Genomic DNA, 22,483 nt, shown 5'->3' on the forward strand with positions numbered 1-22,483 from the left:
CGCAGCCCGAAGGAGGAGCGGGCGTTCAAGGCCATCGACGAGCTGAAGGAGCAGACCGCGCCGCCGGCCGTCACCGCCGCGCTCTACCAGGCGGCGTCGAAGATCCCGGGCGTCACCCTGGAGAACGACGTGGTGGACGTCACCGGGCGGCACGGCATCGCGGTGGCGCGGGTCGCCGACGGCGCCCGGATGGAATGGATCTTCGACAGGGACAGCTACGCGTTCCTCGGCCACCGCGCCGAGGGCGTCGGGTCGGGCGGACAGCGGGGGCGGGGTGGGCCGATCGGCGTGCCGTAGGTATAAAAATGACCAAACCGGGACGCTCTCCAAGGGATCTCTCATGGACGCATCCGAAGGTGCCGACCATGGCTATCAATGTCCTCACCACCCCCAGGGAGACCCCGTCTCCCCCGCCGCGTGGCCGCCGAGCCCCGTGGACGTCACCCGACGGCCAGCCGGGCTACGCACGGCCCGTGCTGCTCGGGATCGCGGCCGTCGCCGCCGTGCTGTACGCGTGGAACATCAACCACAGCCAGTACCACAGCTTCTACGCCGACGCCGTGCGCAGCATGACGGAGAGCTGGAAGGCGTTCGTGTTCGGGTCGTTCGATCCGGCGGGCACGATCACGCTGGACAAGCTGCCCGGGTTCCTGTGGCCGCAGGCGCTGTCGGCGCGCGTCTTCGGGTTCCATCCGTGGGCGCTGACCCTGCCACAGGTGGTCGAGGGCGTGCTGTCCGTCCTGGTGCTGTACCGGGTGGTGCGGCGGTGGGCGGGGGCCAACGCGGGGCTGCTCGCGGCTGCGGCCTTCACGCTGACGCCGGTGGCCGCGGGGCTGTTCCGCACCGCGGTCGAGGACGCCGCCTTCACGCTGCTGCTCCTGCTCGCGGCGGACGCGGCGCAGCGGGCCGCCCACACGGCGCGGCTGCGTCCGCTGCTGCTGGCCGGGGTGTGGGTGGGGCTGGCGTTCCAGACCAAGATGCTGGAGGCGTGGGCGGTGCTGCCCGCGCTCGCGGCGGTGTACCTGCTCGCGGCGCCGACCAGTCTTCGGCGGCGGGTCGGGCACGTCGCGCTGGCCGGGCTGGTGACGGTGGTGGTGTCGGCCTCGTGGATGCTGGCGGTCACGGTGACCCCGGCGCAGGACCGTCCGTACGTGGACGGCACGACGGACAACTCGGCGTTCAGCATGGTGGTCGGCTACAACTTCCTGAACCGGTTCTCCTCGCTGGGGATGAGCGCGGCGCAGACGGGCAGCGTGCAGGCGGTCCGGGGCGGGGGCGGGGGCGGGGGCCACGCCGGCGGGGCCAGTGCGGATGGCGGTGCGGGTGCCGGTCAGGGCTCGCACGGCGGTCAGGGCTCGCACGGCGGTCAGGGCACGCAGGGTTCGCAGGGTTCGCCGGCGCAGGCCTCGTCCCAGAACCAGGGCCCCGGCGGCTGGGGTGGTCAGGGCGGCGGCGCGAACGACGGCGGCTGGACGAAGATGTTCGGCTCGCAGTTCGCTCCGCAGACCGGCTGGCTCTACCCGCTCGCCGCCGTCGCGCTGGTGTGCGGGCTGGCCTGGCGGCGGCGCGAGCCGCGCACCGACGTGCTGCGGGCCGGCTACGTCCTGTGGGGCGCCTGGCTGGGCGTGTTCTTCCTGGTCTTCAGCGCGGGCAGCGTCGGCGGCCACAGCTACTACATGGGTGTGATCGCCGCTCCCCTGGCGGTCCTGGGCGGCGCGGGGACGGTCCTGCTGTGGCGGGGCTTCCGCGAGGGCGGCGCCCGGGCGTGGGCGCTTCCCGCCGCGATCGCCGGGACGGTCGCCTGGTCGGCCTACCTGGCCGGGGAGTTCCCGACCTTCCTGCCGTGGCTGGCGCCGACCGTGATCGGCCTGGGCGTCGTGGCGCTGGCGCTGCTCGCGGCGGTCGCGCTCAAGCGCGTCACCGGGCGGGGGTTCGCGCTGGCGGGGCTGCTGGCGGGCGTCGCGGCGATGCTGGTCGCGCCGGGCGCCTGGGCGTCGTCGGTGCTGAGCTCGTCCTACGGCAACTCGGGCATGGGCACCGTCGGCCCCTCCGGGGGCGGGCACGGCGGGGGCGGGCGGCACGCGTCGCCGAAGGGGTCCACTGCCGCCATGGCCGCGCTGCGCGCGCAGTACGGCGGGGGCGGCGGCGGGTTCGGCGGCTCCTCGGAGCACCTGACGGCGCCCGAGCAGGCCCTGTTCGACTACCTGCAGGCCCACCGGGGCGGCGCCCGCTACCTGTTCGCCGCCTCCAGCTGGAGCGCCGCTTCGCCGTTCATCCTGGCGACGGGGGAGGAGGTCCTGCCGATGGGTGGCTTCAGCGGATCGGCGCCCTCGCCGACCCTGGCGGAGTTCCAACAGCTCGTCGGAAAGGGCGAGTTGCGCTACGTCCTGCTCGGCGCCGACCGGCGTGGCGGTGGCGGTGGCGGTGGCAGTGGCGGCGAGTCGGCGGGAGTGACGACGGCGCAGATCCAGTCCTGGGTGCGGAGCGCCTGCACCCAGGTGCCGACCACCGACGTGCTCGGCACGGCGCCGGCCGGCGGCGGCCGGGCCGATGACGGAGGCGTCATCGGCCAGCAGCTCTACCTCTGCACGCACGCGGGCTGAGAACCGCCCCGGGAGGCCGACTTCACCGGCCTCCCGGGGCCCGGCGGCCGAAGCCCCGGGGCACGGCGCGGGCCGGCGGTGTCGGGGCCGCCGGATAGGATGTGCCGCTCACCCCGCCGTCGCTGACGATCAGCAAAACCCACTTCGGGGACTTCACCCGAGGTGGGAAAGGCGTCTACACGATCACGATGGGCAACGCCGGCGGGGCCGGGCCGACCGACGGCTCCGGCTCGCCGTACTGCTCGACGTTTCCGCCGACGCCGACCCCGCCACCGTCGCCCAGGCCCTGGAGCACGTGATGGCCGACGAGAGCGACCCGGCCCGGTGGGAAGGGTCCGACCGCCTGTACGAAGCCGTCCTCGACATCTGGCGGGCCAGCAGCTGAGACCGCGCCGCCGGATGGCATGTTCGCCGTGCCCGGCCTGGCGCAGCATCCGCACCGCCTCGGCGAGCATCCGGTCGGCGCCGCCGGTCATGTGGTGCACCGCGTACAGGCGCCCGCGGGCCCGCTCGGTGTACTCCAGCGCCTTCGTCAGCATCCCCAGCGCCTCGATGGTCGCGTCGTCCACCCCGGGCGGCCGGCGGTGCGCCTTGTCCGGCTCTTCGGTCCCGATGTCATCCGTGCGGTCAGCGGCGCGGCACCCCGGGCGGGCTTGGCCGGAGAGCGGGCATGAGCCGATCGGCTGTCCGCCGACCAGCCGCTCGCCCCTGCGGCAGGGGGCGGCCCGCCTGGTCGACGTCGGGGGCGGGCACAAGGGGCGACGCAAGATCGTGCCATGATGGTTACTGACTGGTAATCGGTTGATGTCCAGTCAGAGAACCGCGCACCACCGTAAGGAGTCACCCATGCGTCGACGCATGTCCGCCCTCGTCCTGACCGCAGCCCTGGCCGGCGGCGCTCTGGCGACGGTTGCCCAGGTCGCCACCGCCCAGCCCGCGGCCGCCGCCTCGATCACCGTTGACCTCAAGCAGATGCGCCAGCAGGTCTACGAGCTGCGCCAGAAGGCCAACCGGCTGGACCACGAGGGCGAGCGGGACGCGGCGCGCCGGGTCCGTGCCCAGGCCGATGCGCTGCAGCGCCGGATCGACCAGCTGGAGAAGGCCGAGCGCGACACCAGCCACCACATCTGACGGTCGTCGCCTCTGACGATCGCCGCGTGATCGGCGCCGCCCGCTCCGCCGCCTGCCAGGCCGGGGCGGGCGGCGTCGTCGTTTCGCCGCCGAGGCCGCGGTGGCCGACAGCGGTGGTGGGCTGTGGCTGTCCAAGGCGTGGGATTCCCGGTGCCAGGGCGGAACCGGCTGCTAGACAGGGCCGCGACCGGATCGTGCTGCGCGCCGAGCCGGGCGCGGAGCACCGAGTTCCTGTTGGGGCCGGTGGGTCGTTGAGCGGTTGTGGCTGATGAGACGGACAGGAACCGGGGCCGGGCGCCGGTGGTGTGGGCGCTGGCAGTGCATGAGGCGGCGCAGGGGCCGCCGTTCGCGGAGATGATCGTGGAGGTCGGCGCGGACCTCCACGGTGCGCTGATGGAGGCCGCTGTCGACAGCGGTTTCGTGCTCGCTGCGGGCGAGCCGCCGGACACGAGCGCAGCCGTCGGAGTCGGCGGCGGCCGCGTGGAGCAGTTGAAGCTGGTCGGGGGCCGCGATGTGTGGGAGCCGGACTCACGGGTCGAGGTGTCGCCCGGCTGGCTGGCAGCGGCGCAGGGCCGGGGCGTCGCCGTGGTGATCATCGTGCCGCCCGGCACCTGGCCGCCGGGCCTGATCGAGCTGGAGCCCGCAGCACGTCTCACCATGTTCACTTCGCGGCTCGAACAGGAGATCGCGGCGGGCAGGGTGCTGCACGGGATGGCATCGGTGCAGGTCACCCCGCCACCGGAGGGGGACCGGTGATGAGCGGGGGCAACCGCCCGGTTGTTGCCCGGCCCGCGCCATCCACGACGACAGCGCGCGCAGCGGCACCGCGGCGTGCCCCTGCGCCACCTCGTCCGGCAACCCCAGCTCTCGCGCCCACGCGTCGAGCATCTCCTGGGCCAGCGGGTCGTCCAGGAAGTCGCCGTCCTGCCCGCCCTGGGCTGCCGGCCCGGGGCGGAGCCTGTCCGCGTAGTAGGCGAAGTCGACGTCGAGCCGGTCCGGGGAGACACCGAGGCCGCTTCCCAGATCCCGTGCCCAGGCGGCGGCCTTCAGCGCACGGAGTTCCTCCTTGCGTGCGTCGGAGATTCCGGTGCCGAAGCTGTTGTGGATGCCGTGTACAGCGACGATCCGTAGCGGCGAAGTCGTGTTACTGATCAACGAAGCCTCCTGATGAGGGGTTCAAGGTGAGGGTGGCCACTTCATGGCCGAAGCCGACCACCACTGTGCCGTCCGCGGTGACGGTCACGGCTCTCACCGCATCCGGGAAGCGAAACGCGGTGAGGCAGGTGCCGGTGGTCAGGTCCCACACCCGCACCGACCGGTCGTAGCCGCCGGTGACGGCGTGCGGGCGGCCCTCCAGCACCGCCACCGCCACCGCGCGCACCGAGCTGGTGTGGCCGGTCAGTTCGCGGGTCTGGGTGCCGGTGGTCAGGTCCCACACCCGCACCAACCCGTCGTAGCCGCCGGTGACGGCGTGCGGGCGGCCCTCCAGCACCGCCACCGCGCCCACCCCGCCGGTGTGGCCGATCAGGGTACGGGCCAGGGCGGGTGAGACCTGGCTGCCCGTTGCCCATTGCACATTCCAGTCGGTGTCGCCGGGCAGTTCCTCTTGGAGCGGTGTGTCGCGGAAGCGTGCGGCGTCCAGCGCCAGGAGCTGGCGGCGTGCCGCGGGTGGCAGCGTGTGGTGGACGCCCCAGGAAGCTCGGTAGACCGTGGCGTTGAGCCTGGCCTGGTCGGATCGGGCGTAGGGCAGGGCGTTGGCGAGGGTGTGGGGGTCGGCGTGCTGGGGAGGTAGCCTGCGTCGTCGAGGAGTTCGTCCATGCGCCCGGCATCGACTGCGTGCTGGGCGGTGTGCCTCAGCAGATAGCCGGCAGCGTGCTGCCACAGCAGGCCGCCTGCCGGACCCCGGGGGACGCAGTCCAGGAGCCGCTCGAACAGGCGATCTGCCCGACCGGCCGGGGAGTTCGTCGTCATCGTGGGGCCCTCGCCCGACGGCGGGCTGGTGGGCTGGCGGAGCCAGTCGGCAAGGCCTTCGTGGAAGAGCCGGTAGAGGGTGGTGCCGTCGGTGTCGATGTCGCGGCGCAGGTAGAAGCGTGCTTCCCCGTCCAGGAGGGCGTACAGGTCCCGCAGGGACGGCGGGCGGTCACCGTCGGCGGTGAAGGCCGCGGCGGCGTGGACCAGGACGCTTTCGGGCATGCCCCGGCCCTGGGCGAAGGCGAGGGCCGTGAGCACGGGACGCAGGTGAATCTGGCCGGCGTGGCGGTGCAGGTCGAGTTCGAGGAGGTCGGGCAGGCTGCGGGGCACGGCCCGGCCGAGCCGTGCGGCCTCCTCGGGTGTGGCTGCGGGTGGGATGGCCAGGAGATGGTGGACGTAGAGTCCCGCGGTGAGGAACTCGCCCCACTGCAGGGCTTCGGTCTCGCGGCCCTGTGGGCCCGGGGCCTGTGCGGTGAGGGTTTCGGCGATCGCTTCTGCCAGGGCGTCCCGGACGGCCCGCAGGGCACCGCGCGTGTACGGGCCGTCGGCGCTCAGGAGCCGTTTGGCGTAGGCGGCCACATCCCGGCGGACCTCGTGCGGCGCGATGGTGCTCAGGTCCGTGCACGCTCCGGCGTCCCGCGCCAGGCCGAGGAGATGGTCGAACCGTACGTCCTCGCGGGTGGCGACCAGCAGCCGCAGTCGGCCGCCGGGCATCTGCGCGTGTTGGGCGAGCGGGAGCAGCAGGGCGGTGGTGATGTCCCGGGGGTGGAGGGCCTCGTCGAGGGCGTCGATGACGATGGTGACCGGGCGGCTGCCGGGGGGCAGCAGGCTCAGCAGGCGTTGTGCCGGGTTCCCGGTCGTGTCCTGGGTTTCTGTGTCCGGTTGGGTCGGGGTGCCGGGGGTGGTGATGTGGCGTAGTTGGCGGGTCAGGGAGGCGGTGATGTCGTCGAGGCCGAGGCGTCGTGCGTGGACGGCCGCGATCCGGTCGTTCTCGCCGGGTACGTGGTCGTCGAGTCCGGCCCACAGGACGCGGGTGTGGCGGCGCAGTGCCGGGTGGCGGCACACAGGAGAATGCCGAGGAGCGCGGACTTGCCGGCGCCTGCTTTGCCGGTGACCACGCGCAGCGCCGGGGCGGCTGTGTCGTCGTCGAGCCATGCGGTGAGGGTGTCGAGTTGTGCGGTGCGGCCGCTGAAGTAGCCCTCGGCCCAGTCACGGTCCACCGGTTCGGCGCCGCCGGCACGGCGCATGAAGTGCAGGGGGTCTGCGGCCCAGTCGGCCAGGTGGGCGATCTCCGGGGGCAGGCCCGGGACCAGCGCCGGTGTGGTGTTTTTGGGAGTGTAGGAGGGGTTGGGGAAGAACGGCAGCCGGGACAGGTCGGCGTGGCCGGGGACGAGGCTGGTCAGGATCGACTGCGGTAGCCCGTTGGCCCGTTCGGCCAGCTCGTTGACGGCACGGTCGATGTCCCGCCAGACCGTACCGGGCGGGATGTACCGCAAAGAGGGGTCGAAGCGGACTTCCAGGTCGCGGTACTTCTCCAGGACCCGTACCAGGGCCTGGCTTAGCCGGTAGCCGAACGCCTGCTTGTCCGGTCCGGTCGCGGCCAGCACCCAGGCCCGGCGCTTGGCCACGTCCATCCGCGAGTGCCAGGCGGTCACCGCGGCCTGCCCGGCGTAGCAGACGTCCAGGACGAACAGTGTCATCGGCCGGTGCCGCTGGGGGTGGTCTTCGATCAGGTCGATCCACCCGCCCACAGGCCGGCCCAGGCGATCCCCGTCGCTGCCCAGGATGTACAGCTTCTCGCTGCTGCCGTCGGCCAGCTCACCGTGCCCGACGATGTGCACGATCAGCACGTCGGCGTCCTCGGCCTCGACCGCGGCCTCGACCAGCTTCCCGTAGTCGGCCTGTCCCTCCGGTGCCGTGGTCGGGCGCCGCGTGTACCGGAACTCCTCCAGGATCTCAGCGACCCTCCCGGCATGAACGGGAGCGTCCTCCAGGACGTCCAGGCCGAAGCGCGGCGAGTCACCGTCCTCGGTACGCGTCAACGCGATCCCCAACGACAGCACCACGTGCCGCGGCTCGCCCACGCCCCCCGCCTGCTCCACGCCCGACGCCACCACCCTCCGCCCCCGGCCTCTGGCAACTCGATCAGCAGCGCGGTTCGACGATAGACACTCCACGCCTCCGTGGTGGCCGGATCACCACGATCGGAAAGCGACTGTTCTCATCGAGGACGACGCGCGAGGGTAACGGCACCGACCCGATGCCGGGCTCTTTCAACACACCGGCTGAAGGCCTTCCATGAGGTGGGGGTCAAGCGGCGAGTGCGTGGGCCCGGTGGGACCAGGCGGTCGCCTCGTTGTACGGTGTGCCGGTCTTCAGGCAGCCGTGCAGGATGCCGACGAGCCGGTTGGCGAGCCGGCGCAGGGCGGCGTTGAATTCGATGCCGCGGGCCCGTTGCTTCTCGTAGTAGGCCCTGGCACCAGGGGAGACCCTCAGCGCGGAGAATGCTTGGGCGATCAGGGCGTCGATGAGCCGGTCGTTACGGACGTACCGGGCGGTCACGACCTTCTTTCTGCCGGAGGCGCGGGTGATGGGGCTGGTGCCGGCGTAGTTCTTGCGGGCCTTGGCGCTGGCGTAGCGGTGCGGGTCGTCGCCGAATTCTGCGGGGACCCGGGCGCTGAGCATCGGGCCCAGTCCGGGCCGGGAGCGGATGATCTCAGCGTCGGGGTGCCGGCCGAAGTAGTCCTCGACCTGCCCGTGCAGGAAGTTGACCTGCTCGTTCAAGGTGACCAGCAGCGCGACAAGGGCGCGTACCGAGTCGGCGTAGGCCGCGGTCACAGCGGCGGGCTGACCCAGGTGCTTGGCGCGCAGTATGGCTTGGATCTTGGTGGCGTTGCTGGCGATGTTGCGTCGGCGGGGGCGCTTGAGGGCTGCACTGATCTGCGTGGTCGTCAGCTTCGCTGCGGCCGCCGGATCAGGCGCCTTGGCCAGCAGCTCCAGGCCGTCGGGGGCGTCCAGGTCTTCGAACGCCTCCAGTGCGGCGGGGAAGTAGTCGAGCAGGGCGTGCCGCAGCCGCTGCGTGGTGCGGGTTCGCTCCCAGATCAGGTTTTGTGGATGCGCGTCACCACCTTGACTGCTTCGGCGTCGGCGGTGTCCCCGGAGATCGGGCGCAGCTGGTGGGAGTCGGTGCGCACCATGTCGGCGAGCATGTGCGCGTCGGCCGCGTCGCTCTTGGCGCCCGAGACCGCCAGACGTTCCCGGTATCGGGAGGCCTGCAGCGGGTTGACTGCGTACACCGTGTAGCCGGCGGCGATCAGCGCCTGCACCCACGGTCCCCGATCGGTCTCGATCCCGATCACCACGTCGGCCTTGCTGTCCTCGCCGAGCTCGGCACCGGTCATCGCGTGCAACCGCTCGATGCCCGCCACACCTTCCGGCAGCCGAGCCTTGGACAGCCGGCGGCCCGCCGAGTCCATCAGCTCGACGTCGTGGTGGTCCTGGGCCCAGTCGTCCCCTACGAACAGCAACTCGTCCTCCGTCATCGACCTCGATCGGCAGTAGCCCGCAGGAGAACCATCAGCGACCTAATAAGGCTGTGCTCACGCCACGACTGGGCGGGCACGACATCCCATCAGCGATTTCGCTCCTGGCCGACCGGCAGGGGCACGATCTGTCAACAGGACTCGAAGTCCAGGGAAGAAAGAGTGCTCACCTGCCGGCGGCTACCGGGCACCGAGTCTGCCGGATGGAGCCTCGGTAGGTCTTATTAGGGAACACCATGGCGATGCCGACCCTTCTGAGGGGCTTCGCAAGGGAGGCGAACGCCGGCGGGACGAACACCGGATCACCCGGCTTCAACCCGATCCCCGCCACCGCCGCCGGCAGGTCCCGGACCCCCAGCACGCCCTCGTCCGGCAGCCGGCCCCACCCCTTCGGATTGGGCACCCACACCGAGGGTGACGACCATCTTGCCGAGGGCTTCTCCGGCTTCCATGGCCCGGTGGGCTTCGACGATCTCGTCGAACCGGAAGACCCGGGTGGGACGGGCCCGGAGGGTGCCGGCTGTGACTTTGGTGTAGATCTCGTCCAACGGCACGTCGGTGAGTGGGAATGCGGGGGTGCCCAGGACGAAGGCGCTGCCGAAGAAGCTGAGCTGGACCCCGCTCGGGAGATCGGTGATCGGGTCGAAGTCCCGCACCGGGTCGAAGCCGCCCAGGAAGCCGAGCTGACACACCCGGCCACGGGGTCGGACCAGGGCCAGCGAGTCGCGTAGGACGCTGTTGCCGACGACGTCGAACACCGCGTCGACGCTGACCTCCCGCTCCCTGACCTGGGCGGCGAGCGCGCCGTCGTCAATGAGCACGTCGGCGGCCCCGAGCTCCTTCAACAGCGGTACGTGGCCCGGGTTCCGGGTCGTGGCGAGCACGGTCGCGCCATGGTCGACCGCGAGGTTGACGGCGGCCTGGCCGAGTGAGGAGGTCGCTCCCCGCACCACGATCGTCTCGCCCGGCCGCAGGTCCAGATTGCCGAACAGGCCGCTCCACGCCGTCGCGTACACCTCGGGAACCGCCGCCAGGTCTGCCCAGTCCAGCGACGAGTGCACCTGCGCGACGTTGGTCGTCGGCACGGTCACCAGTTCCGCGTAGCTGCCGTTGCGGGTCCGGCCCATGCCCCCGAGGATCGCCACCACCCGGGCCCCGACGGGGAGTTCGCCGGACGGGGCCGCCTCGATCACCCCGGCGCACTCGATCCCGGGGACGGCCGCCACCTCTCCCCAGGCTCCGCCGCGCATGTACGCCTCGGCGTGGTTGAGACCGAACGCCTTGACCCGGATCAGCACTTCGCCGTCGGTGGGCACCGGGTCGGGCAGCTCGGTGAGGGTGAGCACCTCCGGCCCGCCGTAGGCGGAAATGACGATGGCCTTCATGTCGCAACTCCATTCTTGAGCATGTATTCAACTATTGGTGCGAAAAAAGAACCACCGCGTACGGTGGTCCGCGTGTCCGGCCGTCAGGTGAGAGCGGTGAAGGCGTTGTCGACGATCGTCCGCAGGAGCGTCTCGTCGGGATTCGCCTTCCCGACGACCATCAGCCCCTGGCAGGTCGCGACCAGCAGCTTGGCGCTGCCAGTGCAGTCCAGCGAGGCGCGGACCTGGCCTGTGCGGGCCGCGTTCTCCAGCGCGTGGGTCATGCACCGTTCGAGCCGGGCCAGGTGGCCGCGCACGACGGCCGCCGCCTCGTCGTCCTCGGCCGCCTTCTCGATCGCCGTGTTGACGAGCAGACAGCCCTGCCGGCCCTCGGGGCTGAGCAGGTCGCGCACCAGCCCGTCGAAGTAGCCGCGGATCTCGGCCACCGACGCGCCCGAAGCCTCCAACTCGCCCAGTTTCTCGGGGACGACCAGCTTGGAGTAACGCTCCAACGACTTCAGGAACAGCGTGCGCTTGCCGCCGGGGAAGGCGCTGTAGAGGCTGCCGGGCTTCACCCCGGTCGCCTTCACCAGATCCTCGATGGACGTCGCCCGGTACCCGCGCTCCCAGAACCGCAGCATGGCTGCGTCCAGGACGGTGTCAGGCTCGAACTCTCGAGGTCGGGGCATGAGGCAAACATACATGAGCAACCATTCAAGAACAACCTCTGGCGTCCGGAGTGAGGGTTGCTGGCCACAAGAAACGTGACCGCCGCCAGTGGCGCCGGCGCCCGATCCTCGGCTCGGCGCCTCCCGGGGTATGTCGCGTCCTGGGCGGGGCGCTGCCTCCCACCTCGCGAGACAAGTACAACCGATGAAGGGGCGTCGAGAGGACGCGGGCGTGTGGGAGCTGCTTGAGCTCCTGCTGCGCAGGCCGGAACTGGATGACGTGACCCGTGCCGCGATCCTGGAGGCGTGGGACGCCGAGCAGGGCCGGCGGCACGAGCGGTGGCTGGTCACCGCGGACCGCAGGACACGGTACGTCGAGGCCCTGACGGCGTTCCTCGCGCTGGTGATGCTGGTGCTCACCGGCGCGATCTTGGCCGAGCAGGGTCATGAGCGGGTGGCCGCCGTACAGTTCGGGCTGATCGTGGCGGTGACCGCCCTGTTCCTTGGCAGGTCGACAGGCTCCGTGGAGACCGGGCTGGCCAGGGCCGGGCTGATGGGTGCGCTGCGTGGTCTGTTCGGCAGCGGCGGGGGAGCGCAGCAGCCCCAGGCTGTCAGCCCGCTGTCGACCGCCGACGCCGGAGCCGGTCAGCTCCCCTAAGCGACGCACCGAGGGCCGGGTGGAGTCCGCCTCCGACCCGGCCTTCGGTGCGTCCGCGGTGGCAACCAGGGCCGGGGCGGGGATCCTTGGGCGGCTGTCAGCGCGTGCGGGACCACGGGGGAGACGGCCTTGACGCCCATCGTCCCGTCAAGGACCTGAGCCTGCTGACCGCGGGCCTGAGGGAGGTTGTCGAGCGAATGAGGACGACGGAGAGGAGCGAATAGCAACACCTGCCACCGTCTCGGGCACGCGACTCGCCTCACCCGGCCCGCCCACCTTCTTCCCTCCCCGTGACAGCCTCGACGCAAGCCCGATCACCCCAGCAGAGCCGACACAGCCGGAAACCCGGTGATCAACGACGGGCCGAGGACCAGAGAGCGGGTTGCCGCCGTCCCGCAGGAGCGGGCCGAGGACCTGGGCGAGGTCGGGCTCGAAGCCCGGCCGCCAGCGCCGCGGCGCACCGTCCATCGTTCCCACTGCCGTGCAGAGGTTCTTCGTGCCCGGACGCCCCGGGCGCGGGTGCACCCCATCCCCTGACGGCCGCGTCCGGCGGCACCCCACAGAGAGTGTTCGATTCATCTGTGCAGGTGAAACGCCATGGCGTTCGATTACATGCGTTCAACCAGACGTTCGAATAGCTCTATCGTGGTGTCCCGTGCCACGAAACCTTGACCGGTTGCCACCGAACTTTGACCAGTGCGCGGTCCGTGCCACTGATGATTGACCGCGCAAGGTAGCGCGTCGGGCGGGCTGCGGTCCGATCACTGTCTTCCAAGCCCTTCCCGGGCCCGTCCCGGACGGTCAGAATGCGGGCATGCAAACTCGGGGGGATGCACAGCCGTGCCTGGGGCCGTTCGCGGCCGGGCCGGTCGGGGGGATCGCGGCCGCTGCCGCGGCGCTGCTGATCGCGTTGTCAGGCCGCTACGGCTTCCATCGCGACGAGCTGTACTTCCTGCTCGCGGGTCGCCACCTGGCCTGGGGCTATCCGGACCAGCCGCCGCTCACCCCGTTGCTGGCACGGCTCGGCGCGGAGCTGTTCGGTGCCACCCCGACCGGGGTGCGGATTCTGCCCGCGCTGCTCGCCGCGGCCTCGATCGCCCTGACAGCGCTGATCGCCCGTGAGCTGGGCGCCGGGCGGGGCGGGCAGGTACTCGCGGCAGGGGCGGCGGCCTGCTCGGGCTATCTGCTGGGCAACGGCCACCTGCTCTCCACCTCCACCTTCGACCTGGCTGCCTGGCTGATGGTCATTTTCCTGACGCTCCGCCTGTCGCGCACCGGCGAGGCCCACTGGTGGCCACTGCTCGGCTTGGCGATCGGGATCGCGCTGCTGAACAAGCTGCTGGTGCTCGGGCTGCTCGCGGCGCTGGTGGCGGGCGCTCTGACGGCAGGGCCGCGCGGCCTTCTCGTGCCCCGGCCGCGCGCACTTCTCGGACCGCTGACCGCGCTGCTCGCCGCATTCCCGTTCGCGCTGCCCGTCCTGTGGTGGCAGGCCGCACACGGCTGGCCGGAGCTGACGGTCGCCCAGGGGATCAGCGCCGCCGGCGGAGCGGGCGGGCGGCTGCTCGTCCTCCCGATGCAGTTGCTCCAGCTCTCCCCGCTGCTGGCGCCCCTCTGGCTGACCGGGCTGAGCCGGCTCCTGCGCCGGCCGGAGCTGCGCTGGGCCCGACCGGTCGCGGTGGCCTGGGTGGTGCTCTGCCTGCTGGTGCTGGCGGGCGACGGCAAGGCGTACTACCCGATCCCGCTGCTGTACGCGATCACCGCGGCCGGCTGCGAGCCGTGCGCCCGCTGGGCCCACGAGCACCGCGCCAAGCTGGCCGCCGGACTGCTTGCAGCCTTGCTCACCAGCGCGCTGGCCGCCCTGCCGGTGCTGCCCGCATCGGCGCTGGCCGTGCCGATGACCGTCGACCCCGACCTCGGCGAAGAAGTCGGCTGGCCCGAGCTCGCGCGCGCCACCGCCACCGGCTGGGCAGTCGTCCCTGCCGAGCAGCGGGCCACCGCCGTCCTGCTGACCTCGAACTACGGCGAAGCCGGGGCCCTCGCGCAGTACGGGCTCGCCCTTGGCCTGCCCGCCCCGTACTCCGGCCACATGGGCCTGTACGCCTGGGGCCCGCCACCGGCCACCGCCACGGGGCCGGTGCTGCTCGTCCACCCAGCGGGTCACGCCGAGTTGGAGGAACACTTCACGGACTGCCACGCGGTCGCGCGGGTCGACAACGGGCACAGCACGGCAAACCAGGAGCAGCACGCGGCCGTGGTGCTCTGCACCGGACCGGACCGGGCGTGGGCTGCGCTCTGGCCGCTGCTGCGCCGGTACTGAGCAGCTCACGCGGGCGGAGCTCGCGGCGCTCACGGATCGGCTGGCGGCAGCGAAGGACGCGCTGTCGCGCCTGGTCATCACGCGGGAGACGGTAACCGCGTCGCTGGCTGATCAGAACGGTCACGAGGCCGACCGCCTCCGTCGCCGACACCAGCGCCCAGGTCATCGCCCAGGTCATCGCCCAGGTCTTCGTCGAGGCCCATCGCCGGGACCCCGACCGCCGCCGGGAGTGGATCGTGCTGGTCGACGGCGCCCGCGCCCAATTCGACCTGATCCACGAGGAAGCCGACCGGCGCGGAGCCGACAACGTGCGCATCGTCTGCGACTTCGTCCACGTCCTGGAATACCTCCGGCGCGCGGCCTGGTGCTTCTTCCCGCAGGTCGACCCCGCCGCCGAGGCCAGGGTCGGCGACCTCGCGCACCGCATCCTGGAGGGACAGACGTTGAAGGTCGCCGCCGACCTGCGGGACCGCGCCGACCCCGAGCAACTGGACGACCAGCACCGCAAAGGCGTCGACCGGGCCGCGGACTACCTCACCGCGAAGGAGCCCTACCTGGCCTACGGCCTCGCCCTCGCCGCCGGCTGGCCGATCGCGACTGGCGTGATCGAGGGAGCCTGCCGGCACCTGGTCAAGGACCGCATGGACATCTCCGGCGCCCGCTGGAGCCTGGCCGGCGCCGAGGCCGTCCTCAAACTCCGAGCCCTCGTCAGCAACGGCCACTTCGACGGCTACTGGCGCTACCACCTGCAACGCGAACACCTACGCGTCCACTGCCTCCGCTACCGCGACGCCCTCACGCTCGCCGCATGATCACGGTCACTCAAGAAGAGCCGCACCGCGTGCCACGAACACGAGAAGGTGATTGACATGCCATCAATTCGGCTTTGGTCAGCGGACCTTGAGGTGGGCGCAAGACGGGCCTAGACTTGCCCGGTGATCGACAAGGCGCGCGCGTTCGACGAACTCGGCCCCGTTGTCAGCAGGCATCCGGTGGCCAACGGCAAGCGATGGGTGAATGCCTTCTGGGCGCTGGGTATCGGCCTCCCGGTCGGCTGGTTGGGCCTCTGGGGAGCGACCGCCAACGGCGATCACGCGTCGGCCGGTGCCAACAAGGCGGTAGGCGTGCTCATCGGCCTTGGCTTGGCCGGGGTCTACCTCGCGGTGACCCAGGCTCTCCGGGCAGTGCGTGGTGGATCGGCGGAGTACTTCGAGGTGCGCGAGCGCGGCCTGGTCCACGGCTCCCGGCGGAGGCCGACGGCCTTCGCCTGGGACCAGGTCACCGCGATCACCATTCGGACCGCCGAGCGGGACAGCGGGCTCGGCCGGCAACTGGGCATCGGGTACCGGTGCGTGCTTCGCTTGGCCGACGGCAGACGGGTCCGGGTGGACGGACTGGCCGAACGGCACGGCGCGTTGGGCCTCGCGGTGCTCAGCCGGTGCCCGCACGCGCCCCGGCTCACCGGAGATGAGTGGTGGCAGAAGGCGGGCGGCCGGCTGCTGGCCGCAGGCGCGGCATTCCTGGCCGCGGTCATCGCCATGATCCTCTTCATCGTGGGCCACCCGGACAAGGAGATCACCGACCCCCACGACATCGCTCTCGTACACGACGTCCCCGGCCTCAGCGGCACCCAGATATTTCTGCTCGTCGTCGGAATCCTGGTGTGCCTGATTGCGGGCATCACATGCATCAGCCTGTTTGTACGGGCTCGGATGATGCGCAGATAGGGCGCGCAACTACTACGTCAGCGCCTGACCAACGATCTCACGGCGCGAGAGCCACACCCAGCTGAGTAACAGTGATGCGCAGATCTTCGCAGGCCAATGTTACTCCCAGGAACAACCGTCATCAGCGCGTCGACTGTTACTGTAAGTAACAGTTGTGCGGCTGACTGTGCGTATCAATGGTGCTGCGAGTGCGTATCCACAAGTGCCCTGACCTGCGGTTTTGCAGTTTGGCTCTTCAGGGGTGTAACCGTGGGGGACAGTTCAGGCCCCCACATCGGGCTCTGCCCCCCTGTTGCTGTCCCGTGACAGCGATCTTGACCGCTTGACAAATGATCTCGACGGCCAGTGGGTTTCTGTCACTTGTTCTTGATCGGCGGGAGAGGCTACGGCTGTTGCCGCGCTGGGCCCGCGCGATGTCGGTCGGCTGTCAGTGGGGACAGCGACCTGTCGGTGGGATGTGAGTGGCCCCCGGGACCGTAAGGACTGGGTGTGGCCGGCCGTGAACGTGCGGGCCCGCTCTCCTTCAGACCACTCCGAGTTTCCGGGAGCCCGCCATGCCCTCCGTACCCCAGGCCCCGCAATGGGACGTTCACCGACTGCCTCATGCTCGGGGAAAGAGCTTCCTGGTCACCGGCGGCAACGCGGGCATCGGGTACTTCGTCGCCGAGCAGCTGGCCGGCACCGGGGCCACGGTCGTTCTCGGTAGCCGAGACAGGGCGAAGGCCGAGGCCGCGATCGGCTCCATCGGCTCGCGCGTGCCCGGTGCCAAGGTGAAGCACGTGCCCCTGGACCTGGCCGATCTCGCTTCGCTCGAGGCGTCCGTGGACGCGCTCGGGCTGGGCCGCCTCGACGCGGTCGTCCACAACGCCGGGGTGGCACTCGACCATCCGCCGCGCCGTGAGACCAGGGACGGCCACGAGCTGATGTTCGCGACCAACCACCTGGGGCACTTCGCGCTAACCCACCACCTGGCCCCTCTGCTCACGGCGACCCCGGGGAGCCGGATCGTCACCACCGGCAGCTTCGCGGCCAAGTCCGAACGCCTGGACCTCGACGACCTCCAGAGCGCGCACGACTACCGGCCCAAGCGCGCCTATGCGCGCTCCAAGCTGGCCCAGATGCTCTTCGCCCTCGAACTCGACCGCCGCCTTCGCGCCGCCGGCAGCACGACGCTGAGCGTGCTCGTCCATCCCGGTGGCGCGCTCGACTCCCTCACCCCTTGGCGCCCGCCGGTCCACGTCCGGACCACCGGCGAGCGGCTGAGCCGCCTACCGCTCGGCCTGGTCGTCCAGGGCAAGGACGCTGCCGCATGGCCCGCCGTCCGAGCCGCGCTCGACCCGAGCGTGCGCGGCGGCCGGATGCTGAGTCCGCGGGTGTTCGGACTGCGCGGTACGCCCAGAATCGAACCCCTCTGGAACCACCTGACCGACACCACGACCGCGGCACGTCTCTGGGCGGCCAGCTGCGCCTTGACCGGCAACGACCCGACGTTCACCGCACCGACAAGGTTCGGCGAGACCGAAGGCCCGGCGATCGGGCGTGGCGAAGCAGACGCCGTGACCGGATGAGATCGAACTCCGGCCCTACCAGTGGCTTCTTCCGCCACGGCCGCCCGATCCCCTGGTGACCACCCGTCGGCCCGTGCGCCGCGGCCGCCCGATCCGGCCCGCGCAGGCCGCTCACCCTCATTCCCCTTGCCGGGTGCCGGGCTTGGCCGGATCAGCGCCAGTCGAGCCCGAGCGCGGCGACCCCGTTGCATTGCACCAGGTCATGAGCCGGCTGGAGCGCGCCCCTAGCGTGGCCTTCGCGCTGCGCGGCCCGAGCGGGCGGCGGGCGGGCAGGGCGAGCACAGCCTCCCCCTGGAGCTCCAATTCGCTGCAGCTTCCGCGACGGCCGGAGCGAAGCCGCCCGGGTGTGGGTTGAACGAGGTCGAGAAGGGGGCGCAGGAGCGAAGGCCTCACGTGTTGGACGGCCGATTCCGCAAGCCCGAACGAAAACCCCTTGCCTAATAGTCAAGAAGTGTTGACCATTAGGGGCATGCCTACCGATGATCTTCCCGAGACGTTCCACGTCACCACTGACGAGCAGCTACGCGCCGTCTCCAATCTCACGCGTCACCGGATCATGGCCGTGCTCCGCTTCGAGCCCGCGACGATCACGCAGATCGCCGAGCGGGTGGGCCTTGCGAAGGGGAGTTCCAGCTACCATGTACGGCTGCTCGAACGGGCCGGCCTGGTGAAGGTGGTACGAACGCGGAAGGTCCGGGGGGTCAACGAGCGGTACTACGCGATGGCCGCGCGGGCGATCGTGCTGCCGGATCCGGGCGAGGGCGGGCCGGATGTGCTGATGCGGCACGCGGTGGCGGACCTGGAGGCGTCGCCGGTGGATGGCGAGCGGCACGTACGCATGGCGCATCTGCGGCTCACCGAGGAGCAGTTCGCGGAGCTGGGGGCGCGGCTGCAGGCACTGGCGGACGAGTACCGGGAGCTGTCCGATCCGTCGCTGCCGGACGCGTCGCTCGTCTTCGCACTGTTCCACCCGGCAGCGCGCGAGCAGGCCGAAGGGGGCGCCAAGTGACGTCGGACGTTCGGAAGTCGCCGACCGGGTTCGGACGGCTGTGGACCGCTCAGACGGTGTCCTCGCTCGGTGACGGGGTGTCGCATGCCGCGCTGCCGCTGCTCGCGTTGACGTTGACGCGGGATCCGATGGCGCTCGCCGTCGTCACGGCCGCCGGAACGCTGCCGTGGCTGCTCTTCGGGGTGCTCGGCGGCGCGCTGGTGGACCGCTGGGACCGTCGGCGCACGATGTGGGTCACGGACACGGCGCGTGCGGTGCTGCTCGCGATACCGGCGGCAGCGGCCGCGCTCGACGTGCTGAGCATTCCACTGCTCGCGGCCGTCGCCTTCCTGCTCGGCCTCGGCGGACTCTTCTTCGACACGGCCGCCACGGCCTATCTGCCGGATCTGCTCGGCCGCGACCCCGCGCTCCTGGAGCGCGCCAACTCCCGCCTGCGCGGCACCCAGACCGCCGCGTCCGGCTTCGCGGGGCCGCCCGCGGGCAGTGCCCTGCTCGCGCTCGGGCGGGCGTTTCCGCTGCTCGCCGACGCGGTGTCGTTCGCGCTTTCCGCACTGCTCGTACGGTCGCTGCCCGCCATGCCCCGGCCCGTACCGGAGGTCCGTGAGTCGCTGCTGCGGCAGGCGCGGACCGGCGCCTCGTACGTATTCCAGGATCAGTTGCTGCTCGGGCTCGCGCTGCGCCCGGCGGTCGGGAACATCGCCTTCCTCGCCGTGGAGACCGTCCTCGCCCTCTTCACGCACGATCGTCTCGCCATCGACACCTTCGGCTTCGGCCTGCTCCTCACGGCGGAGGCCACCGGCGGTCTGCTCGGCGCGGGCATCGCCTCCTTCCTCGGCCGACGACTCGGCACCGGCACCGCACTGACCTGCACGGCCGCAGTCGAGGGACTCGCCATCCTGGGCCTTGCCGCCGCCCCGAACCCGTACGTCGCCGGCCTCGCGCTCGCCGTCTGCGGAGCGGGCATGGGCGCCACGATGGTGCTCGGCCCCTCCCTCCGGCAGGCGATCGTCCCCGCCCACCTGATGGGCCGGGTCGCCTCCACCTCCCGCATGCTCGCCATGTGCGCCGCCCCGTTCGGCGCCTTCCTCGGCGGCTGGCTGGCCACCACCTACGACGTACGCACCCCGCTCTACACCGCTGCCGGCCTCCTCCTCACCATGACCGCCGTCACGTCGACCATGACCAGCAACCGCCGGGTCGAGGCGGCGTTGCGTGCCGCCGCCCCGGCCGGTGATCCAGATCACCTGGAATCCGGGGATCTCGTTCAGGAGGGCGCCATGTAGGGTCCGCGAGACGTGGCCCCGCCCGCCGGTCCTGGGCTGTGTGTGGGCGTGGGTGCGTGGAGGCCCGCGCCGCACGGGACTTGGGTCCGCTGGCGCTGCCCGAGCCGACCGGCGGGAGCTGGTGGCCGCGCTGCTGTCTGCCCTCGGGGCAACGTGACAACGACGGCCTGGACACACCCCATCCGGGGCGGATCGGTCGGTCCGCGTGTGTCGAATCGTTGTCCGCACGACGAACGGTGCTTTGATTCCACGACGCGGCACGTTGGGAGGCGAACACGTGGCTACTGAAGCGGGGCCGGGACCGACCGGAACAGGCGCAGGGGCGTCACGACGCCGCGTCCTGACCACGGCCGTGCTGGGATCGGCATTCGCGGCACTGCCGGGACGGGCCGTCGGTGCCGGGCAGGACGCCTTACACGAAAGGGCGTACGACGGCGCGGATCACGCCCACGGAGGTGAGGCGGGCGCTGACGGCAGGGAGGCCGGCGCGCTGGTGCGTCCGGCCGAGAGCACTGCGGGGGACTGGACTCACGTCGCGGCGGAGCTGGGCCGCAAGGGCAGCATGCTGGGCAGGCTGATCTACCGGACGGCCTTCCCGCGCACCGACCTGCATGTCGTCTCCCACGGCGTCATCGTGTCGCCGGAACTCGCCGTCGGCTCGCACGTGTCCTTCATCCGCTATGCCGACAACACCACCCTGACCATGGGAGAACTGGCCGTCACCGAGGCGGAACTGCCCCCGGTGATCGGCGCGCTGCAGTCACACGGCATCGAGCAGGTGGCCATTCACAACCACCTGCCCGCTCACACTCCCCGTCTCGTGTGGATCCATACGCACGGACACGGTCCGAACGCCCTGGCCCTGGCCCGCGGCCTGCGCGCCGCGCTCGCCCACACGGGCACGCCGCCCGCCGAGTCCTCGACGACTCACCCGAAGAAGCTGGAGCTGGACACGGCGGGCATCGACGCCGCCCTGGGCACCACAGGCACCGTCTACGGCAGTGTCTACAAGTCCGCCTTCCTGCGCCGCGAGACGATCACCGACGGCAGCTATGTCCTGCCGCCCGGCTCCGGGGCGACCACGGCCTTCAGCTTCCAGCCGGTGGGGGGAGGCCGCGCCGCGCTCAGCGGGGATGTCGCCGTGCTGGCCGGGGAGGCGCAGCACGTGCTGGGCGTACTCCAACGCGACGGGATCGGGATCGTCGAACTGCACAATCACGGCTTGGTCGACTCGCCCCGCATGTTCTTCATCCACGTCTGGGCCGTCGGCGACGCCGTGAAGATCGCGCGGTCCCTGCACCGTGCGGTGGCCGCCACCAACGCCGCGCCCGCCAATGGGGCAGGAGGGGGCGAGTAGCGGGCCTGACGGCAGCGGCCCGTGGACCGTGGTCCACGGGCACGCCCCCTCCTCCTCGCCGCCGCCTACCAGCACGCGATCGCCACGGGCGGCGACACCCCGCCGTTCGACGCCCCCTTCCCCAACACCGGCCTGCCCGACCCGACCGAGCTCGCCGAAGCCTGCAAACCGCGCCCGCCCCAGCCGCCCAGAAACCGCCCGCGCCGTGGCCGGACTGGCCCCGACCGCTGACCCAGCAGACGATCTGGCCGCTCGGCAACGCCCACGGACCGCCCCGCCGCGCCTCGTAGCCCGTCGTCGCTGAAACCGGCAGAAGCGGCTCCTCGCGTCCTGACGGCGTCGAGGCCGACAGCGAGGGCGGCCAGATACGCATACCGCTCGGCCTGCACCGCCACCTACGCCCGCTGCGCCGCGATCGGATGGTCCGGGTGTCCGAAGGTCTTCTGCTTGCCCAGGACAGGAATCGTACGTGTGATCCCAAGCCCGGTGACGCCTCGCCGTCGGCCGGGACACGAGGTGACGCGGTCTACCGGAGTCGTCCGCCGGCAGGCCCGGGCCGATACCGAGGAAACGGGCGAGCACCTCCGGGGCCGCGTCGACCATCCTGCTGCCCCTCGGCGGTGGGGCGCTCCCGGCCGGAGCACTCGACGGAGCAGCGTCCGCGCTCGGCCTCAGTCAGCCAGGTCCACGACCAGGTGGCCGGAGAGCGCCTGGTAGCTGTGCAGGTCGGTGACGGCCAGGTGGCTCGGCACGGTCACGATGTCCGCCATGGCGAACTCGCCGATGACCGGGCGGATGCCCAGCGGCTCGGGGAAGGCCCACTGCAGGGCGGGCAGCTCGTCCTGGTGGTACGTCAGCCGGCCGCCGGTGTGGCGCAGTCGGCGGTCACCGCGCCGCTCCCGCGAAACGGTGCCCGACAGCCGGGTGCCCGGGGTGGGGTGCCAGCTGCTCGGCCCGTAGGCGATGTGCACCTCGTCGGCCGCCGTCCAGTCGCCCATCGCGGCGGTGGCCAGCAGGTCGCCGAGGCCGCCGTAGAAGGCCATCGCGGGGACCACCACGGTGCCCGCGGCCCCGTGCGCGGTCGGCGAACCGGTCGAAGGTGTCCAGGTTGGCCTCGATCTCCGCCGCCACGTCCACGTACGGAATCCGGGCGCGCAGTGCCGCCTCGATCACCGGGGCGACGGTACCGGCCCGCCCGGTCCTCCCAGGACCCGCCCCCGGCCATCTCCCGGGCCCCGCCCGGGGGGCGATCCGACCGGTCCGCCCCCGGCTTGGCGGCTGCGCT

17 protein-coding genes and 3 pseudogenes are annotated in these 22,483 nt (G+C 71.5%); 13 read left to right on the top strand and 7 right to left on the bottom strand.

All coding sequences use genetic code 11. The annotated features are described in order from the left end of the window. Positions 1–129: 129 nt before the first annotated feature. The gene (locus ACZ3UD_RS30820) at positions 130–297 is read left to right on the top strand and encodes a hypothetical protein (protein WP_465594965.1); all 168 of its coding nucleotides are present in this window, start codon (positions 130–132) and stop codon (positions 295–297) included. A 68-nt stretch (positions 298–365) separates the two neighbouring features. Next, a complete protein-coding gene (locus ACZ3UD_RS30825) occupies positions 366–2,603 on the top strand; it encodes an ArnT family glycosyltransferase (RefSeq protein ID WP_465594968.1) in 2,238 nt (745 codons plus the stop codon). A gap of 395 nt (positions 2,604–2,998) precedes the next feature. Here the strand turns inward: ACZ3UD_RS30825 and ACZ3UD_RS30830 are convergent. Then, positions 2,999–3,217, bottom strand: a pseudogene (locus ACZ3UD_RS30830) (hypothetical protein); the annotation flags it as partial. 232 nt (positions 3,218–3,449) lie between these two features. Between ACZ3UD_RS30830 and ACZ3UD_RS30835 the strand changes: the two are divergent. Together ACZ3UD_RS30835 and ACZ3UD_RS30840 are read left to right on the top strand one after the other, a co-directional pair. Next, the gene (locus ACZ3UD_RS30835) at positions 3,450–3,734 is read left to right on the top strand and encodes a hypothetical protein (RefSeq protein WP_449821876.1); all 285 of its coding nucleotides are present in this window, start codon (positions 3,450–3,452) and stop codon (positions 3,732–3,734) included. Between the two features lie 300 nt (positions 3,735–4,034). Beyond that, the gene (locus ACZ3UD_RS30840) at positions 4,035–4,490 is read left to right on the top strand and encodes a hypothetical protein (RefSeq protein ID WP_465594972.1); all 456 of its coding nucleotides are present in this window, start codon (positions 4,035–4,037) and stop codon (positions 4,488–4,490) included. 388 nt (positions 4,491–4,878) lie between these two features. Here ACZ3UD_RS30840 and ACZ3UD_RS30845 read toward each other — a convergent pair whose 3' ends face one another. From ACZ3UD_RS30845 to ACZ3UD_RS30865, 5 genes and pseudogenes are all read right to left on the bottom strand, one after another. After that, positions 4,879–5,310: a WD40 repeat domain-containing protein gene (locus tag ACZ3UD_RS30845; RefSeq protein WP_465594975.1), complete on the bottom strand. Its 432-nt coding sequence runs from the start codon at positions 5,308–5,310 to the stop codon at positions 4,879–4,881. Continuing rightward, entirely contained in the window at positions 5,259–6,770 is a 1,512-nt protein-coding gene (locus tag ACZ3UD_RS30850; protein WP_465594978.1) for a hypothetical protein, read from the bottom strand. The genes ACZ3UD_RS30845 and ACZ3UD_RS30850 overlap by 52 nt, the downstream gene beginning before the upstream one ends. A gap of 1,245 nt (positions 6,771–8,015) precedes the next feature. Beyond that, positions 8,016–9,232: pseudogene (locus ACZ3UD_RS30855) on the bottom strand (IS110 family RNA-guided transposase). A gap of 317 nt (positions 9,233–9,549) precedes the next feature. Beyond that, positions 9,550–10,632, bottom strand: a complete 1,083-nt coding sequence (locus ACZ3UD_RS30860; protein ID WP_465594981.1) for a zinc-binding dehydrogenase — start codon at positions 10,630–10,632, stop codon at positions 9,550–9,552. Between the two features lie 83 nt (positions 10,633–10,715). Then, complete coding sequence (locus ACZ3UD_RS30865) at positions 10,716–11,300, bottom strand: TetR/AcrR family transcriptional regulator (RefSeq protein WP_465594984.1); 585 nt, start codon at positions 11,298–11,300, stop codon at positions 10,716–10,718. 211 nt (positions 11,301–11,511) lie between these two features. Here ACZ3UD_RS30865 and ACZ3UD_RS30870 point away from each other — a divergent pair, with 211 nt between their 5' ends. From ACZ3UD_RS30870 to ACZ3UD_RS30910, 9 genes are all read left to right on the top strand, one after another. Continuing rightward, positions 11,512–11,937 carry a hypothetical protein gene (locus tag ACZ3UD_RS30870; RefSeq protein ID WP_465594987.1) on the top strand — a complete coding sequence of 142 codons (426 nt, stop codon included), beginning with the start codon at positions 11,512–11,514 and terminating at the stop codon, positions 11,935–11,937. 814 nt (positions 11,938–12,751) lie between these two features. Next, a complete protein-coding gene (locus ACZ3UD_RS30875) occupies positions 12,752–14,254 on the top strand; it encodes an ArnT family glycosyltransferase (RefSeq protein WP_465594990.1) in 1,503 nt (500 codons plus the stop codon). A gap of 236 nt (positions 14,255–14,490) precedes the next feature. Further along, positions 14,491–15,066, top strand: coding sequence for a hypothetical protein (locus tag ACZ3UD_RS30880; RefSeq protein ID WP_465594993.1), 576 nt, complete (start codon positions 14,491–14,493; stop codon positions 15,064–15,066). A gap of 123 nt (positions 15,067–15,189) precedes the next feature. After that, positions 15,190–15,981 carry a hypothetical protein gene (locus tag ACZ3UD_RS30885; protein ID WP_465594996.1) on the top strand — a complete coding sequence of 264 codons (792 nt, stop codon included), beginning with the start codon at positions 15,190–15,192 and terminating at the stop codon, positions 15,979–15,981. A 554-nt stretch (positions 15,982–16,535) separates the two neighbouring features. Further along, positions 16,536–17,549 carry an SDR family NAD(P)-dependent oxidoreductase gene (locus ACZ3UD_RS30890; protein WP_465594999.1) on the top strand — a complete coding sequence of 338 codons (1,014 nt, stop codon included), beginning with the start codon at positions 16,536–16,538 and terminating at the stop codon, positions 17,547–17,549. Positions 17,550–18,018: 469 nt separating this feature from the next. Next, positions 18,019–18,558, top strand: coding sequence for an ArsR/SmtB family transcription factor (locus ACZ3UD_RS30895; protein WP_465595002.1), 540 nt, complete (start codon positions 18,019–18,021; stop codon positions 18,556–18,558). Continuing rightward, positions 18,555–19,841: an MFS transporter gene (locus ACZ3UD_RS30900; RefSeq protein ID WP_465595005.1), complete on the top strand. Its 1,287-nt coding sequence runs from the start codon at positions 18,555–18,557 to the stop codon at positions 19,839–19,841. The genes ACZ3UD_RS30895 and ACZ3UD_RS30900 overlap by 4 nt, the downstream gene beginning before the upstream one ends. Positions 19,842–20,334: 493 nt before the next feature. Beyond that, positions 20,335–21,198, top strand: coding sequence for a DUF1259 domain-containing protein (locus tag ACZ3UD_RS30905; protein ID WP_465595008.1), 864 nt, complete (start codon positions 20,335–20,337; stop codon positions 21,196–21,198). A gap of 21 nt (positions 21,199–21,219) precedes the next feature. Next, entirely contained in the window at positions 21,220–21,429 is a 210-nt protein-coding gene (locus tag ACZ3UD_RS30910) for a hypothetical protein (RefSeq protein ID WP_465595011.1), read from the top strand. A 476-nt stretch (positions 21,430–21,905) separates the two neighbouring features. Here the strand turns inward: ACZ3UD_RS30910 and ACZ3UD_RS30915 are convergent. Continuing rightward, positions 21,906–22,389 (bottom strand): annotated as a pseudogene (locus ACZ3UD_RS30915) (saccharopine dehydrogenase family protein); the annotation flags it as partial. Positions 22,390–22,483: the final 94 nt, after the last annotated feature.

It is taken from the genome of Kitasatospora sp. NPDC023118, assembly GCF_055560875.1.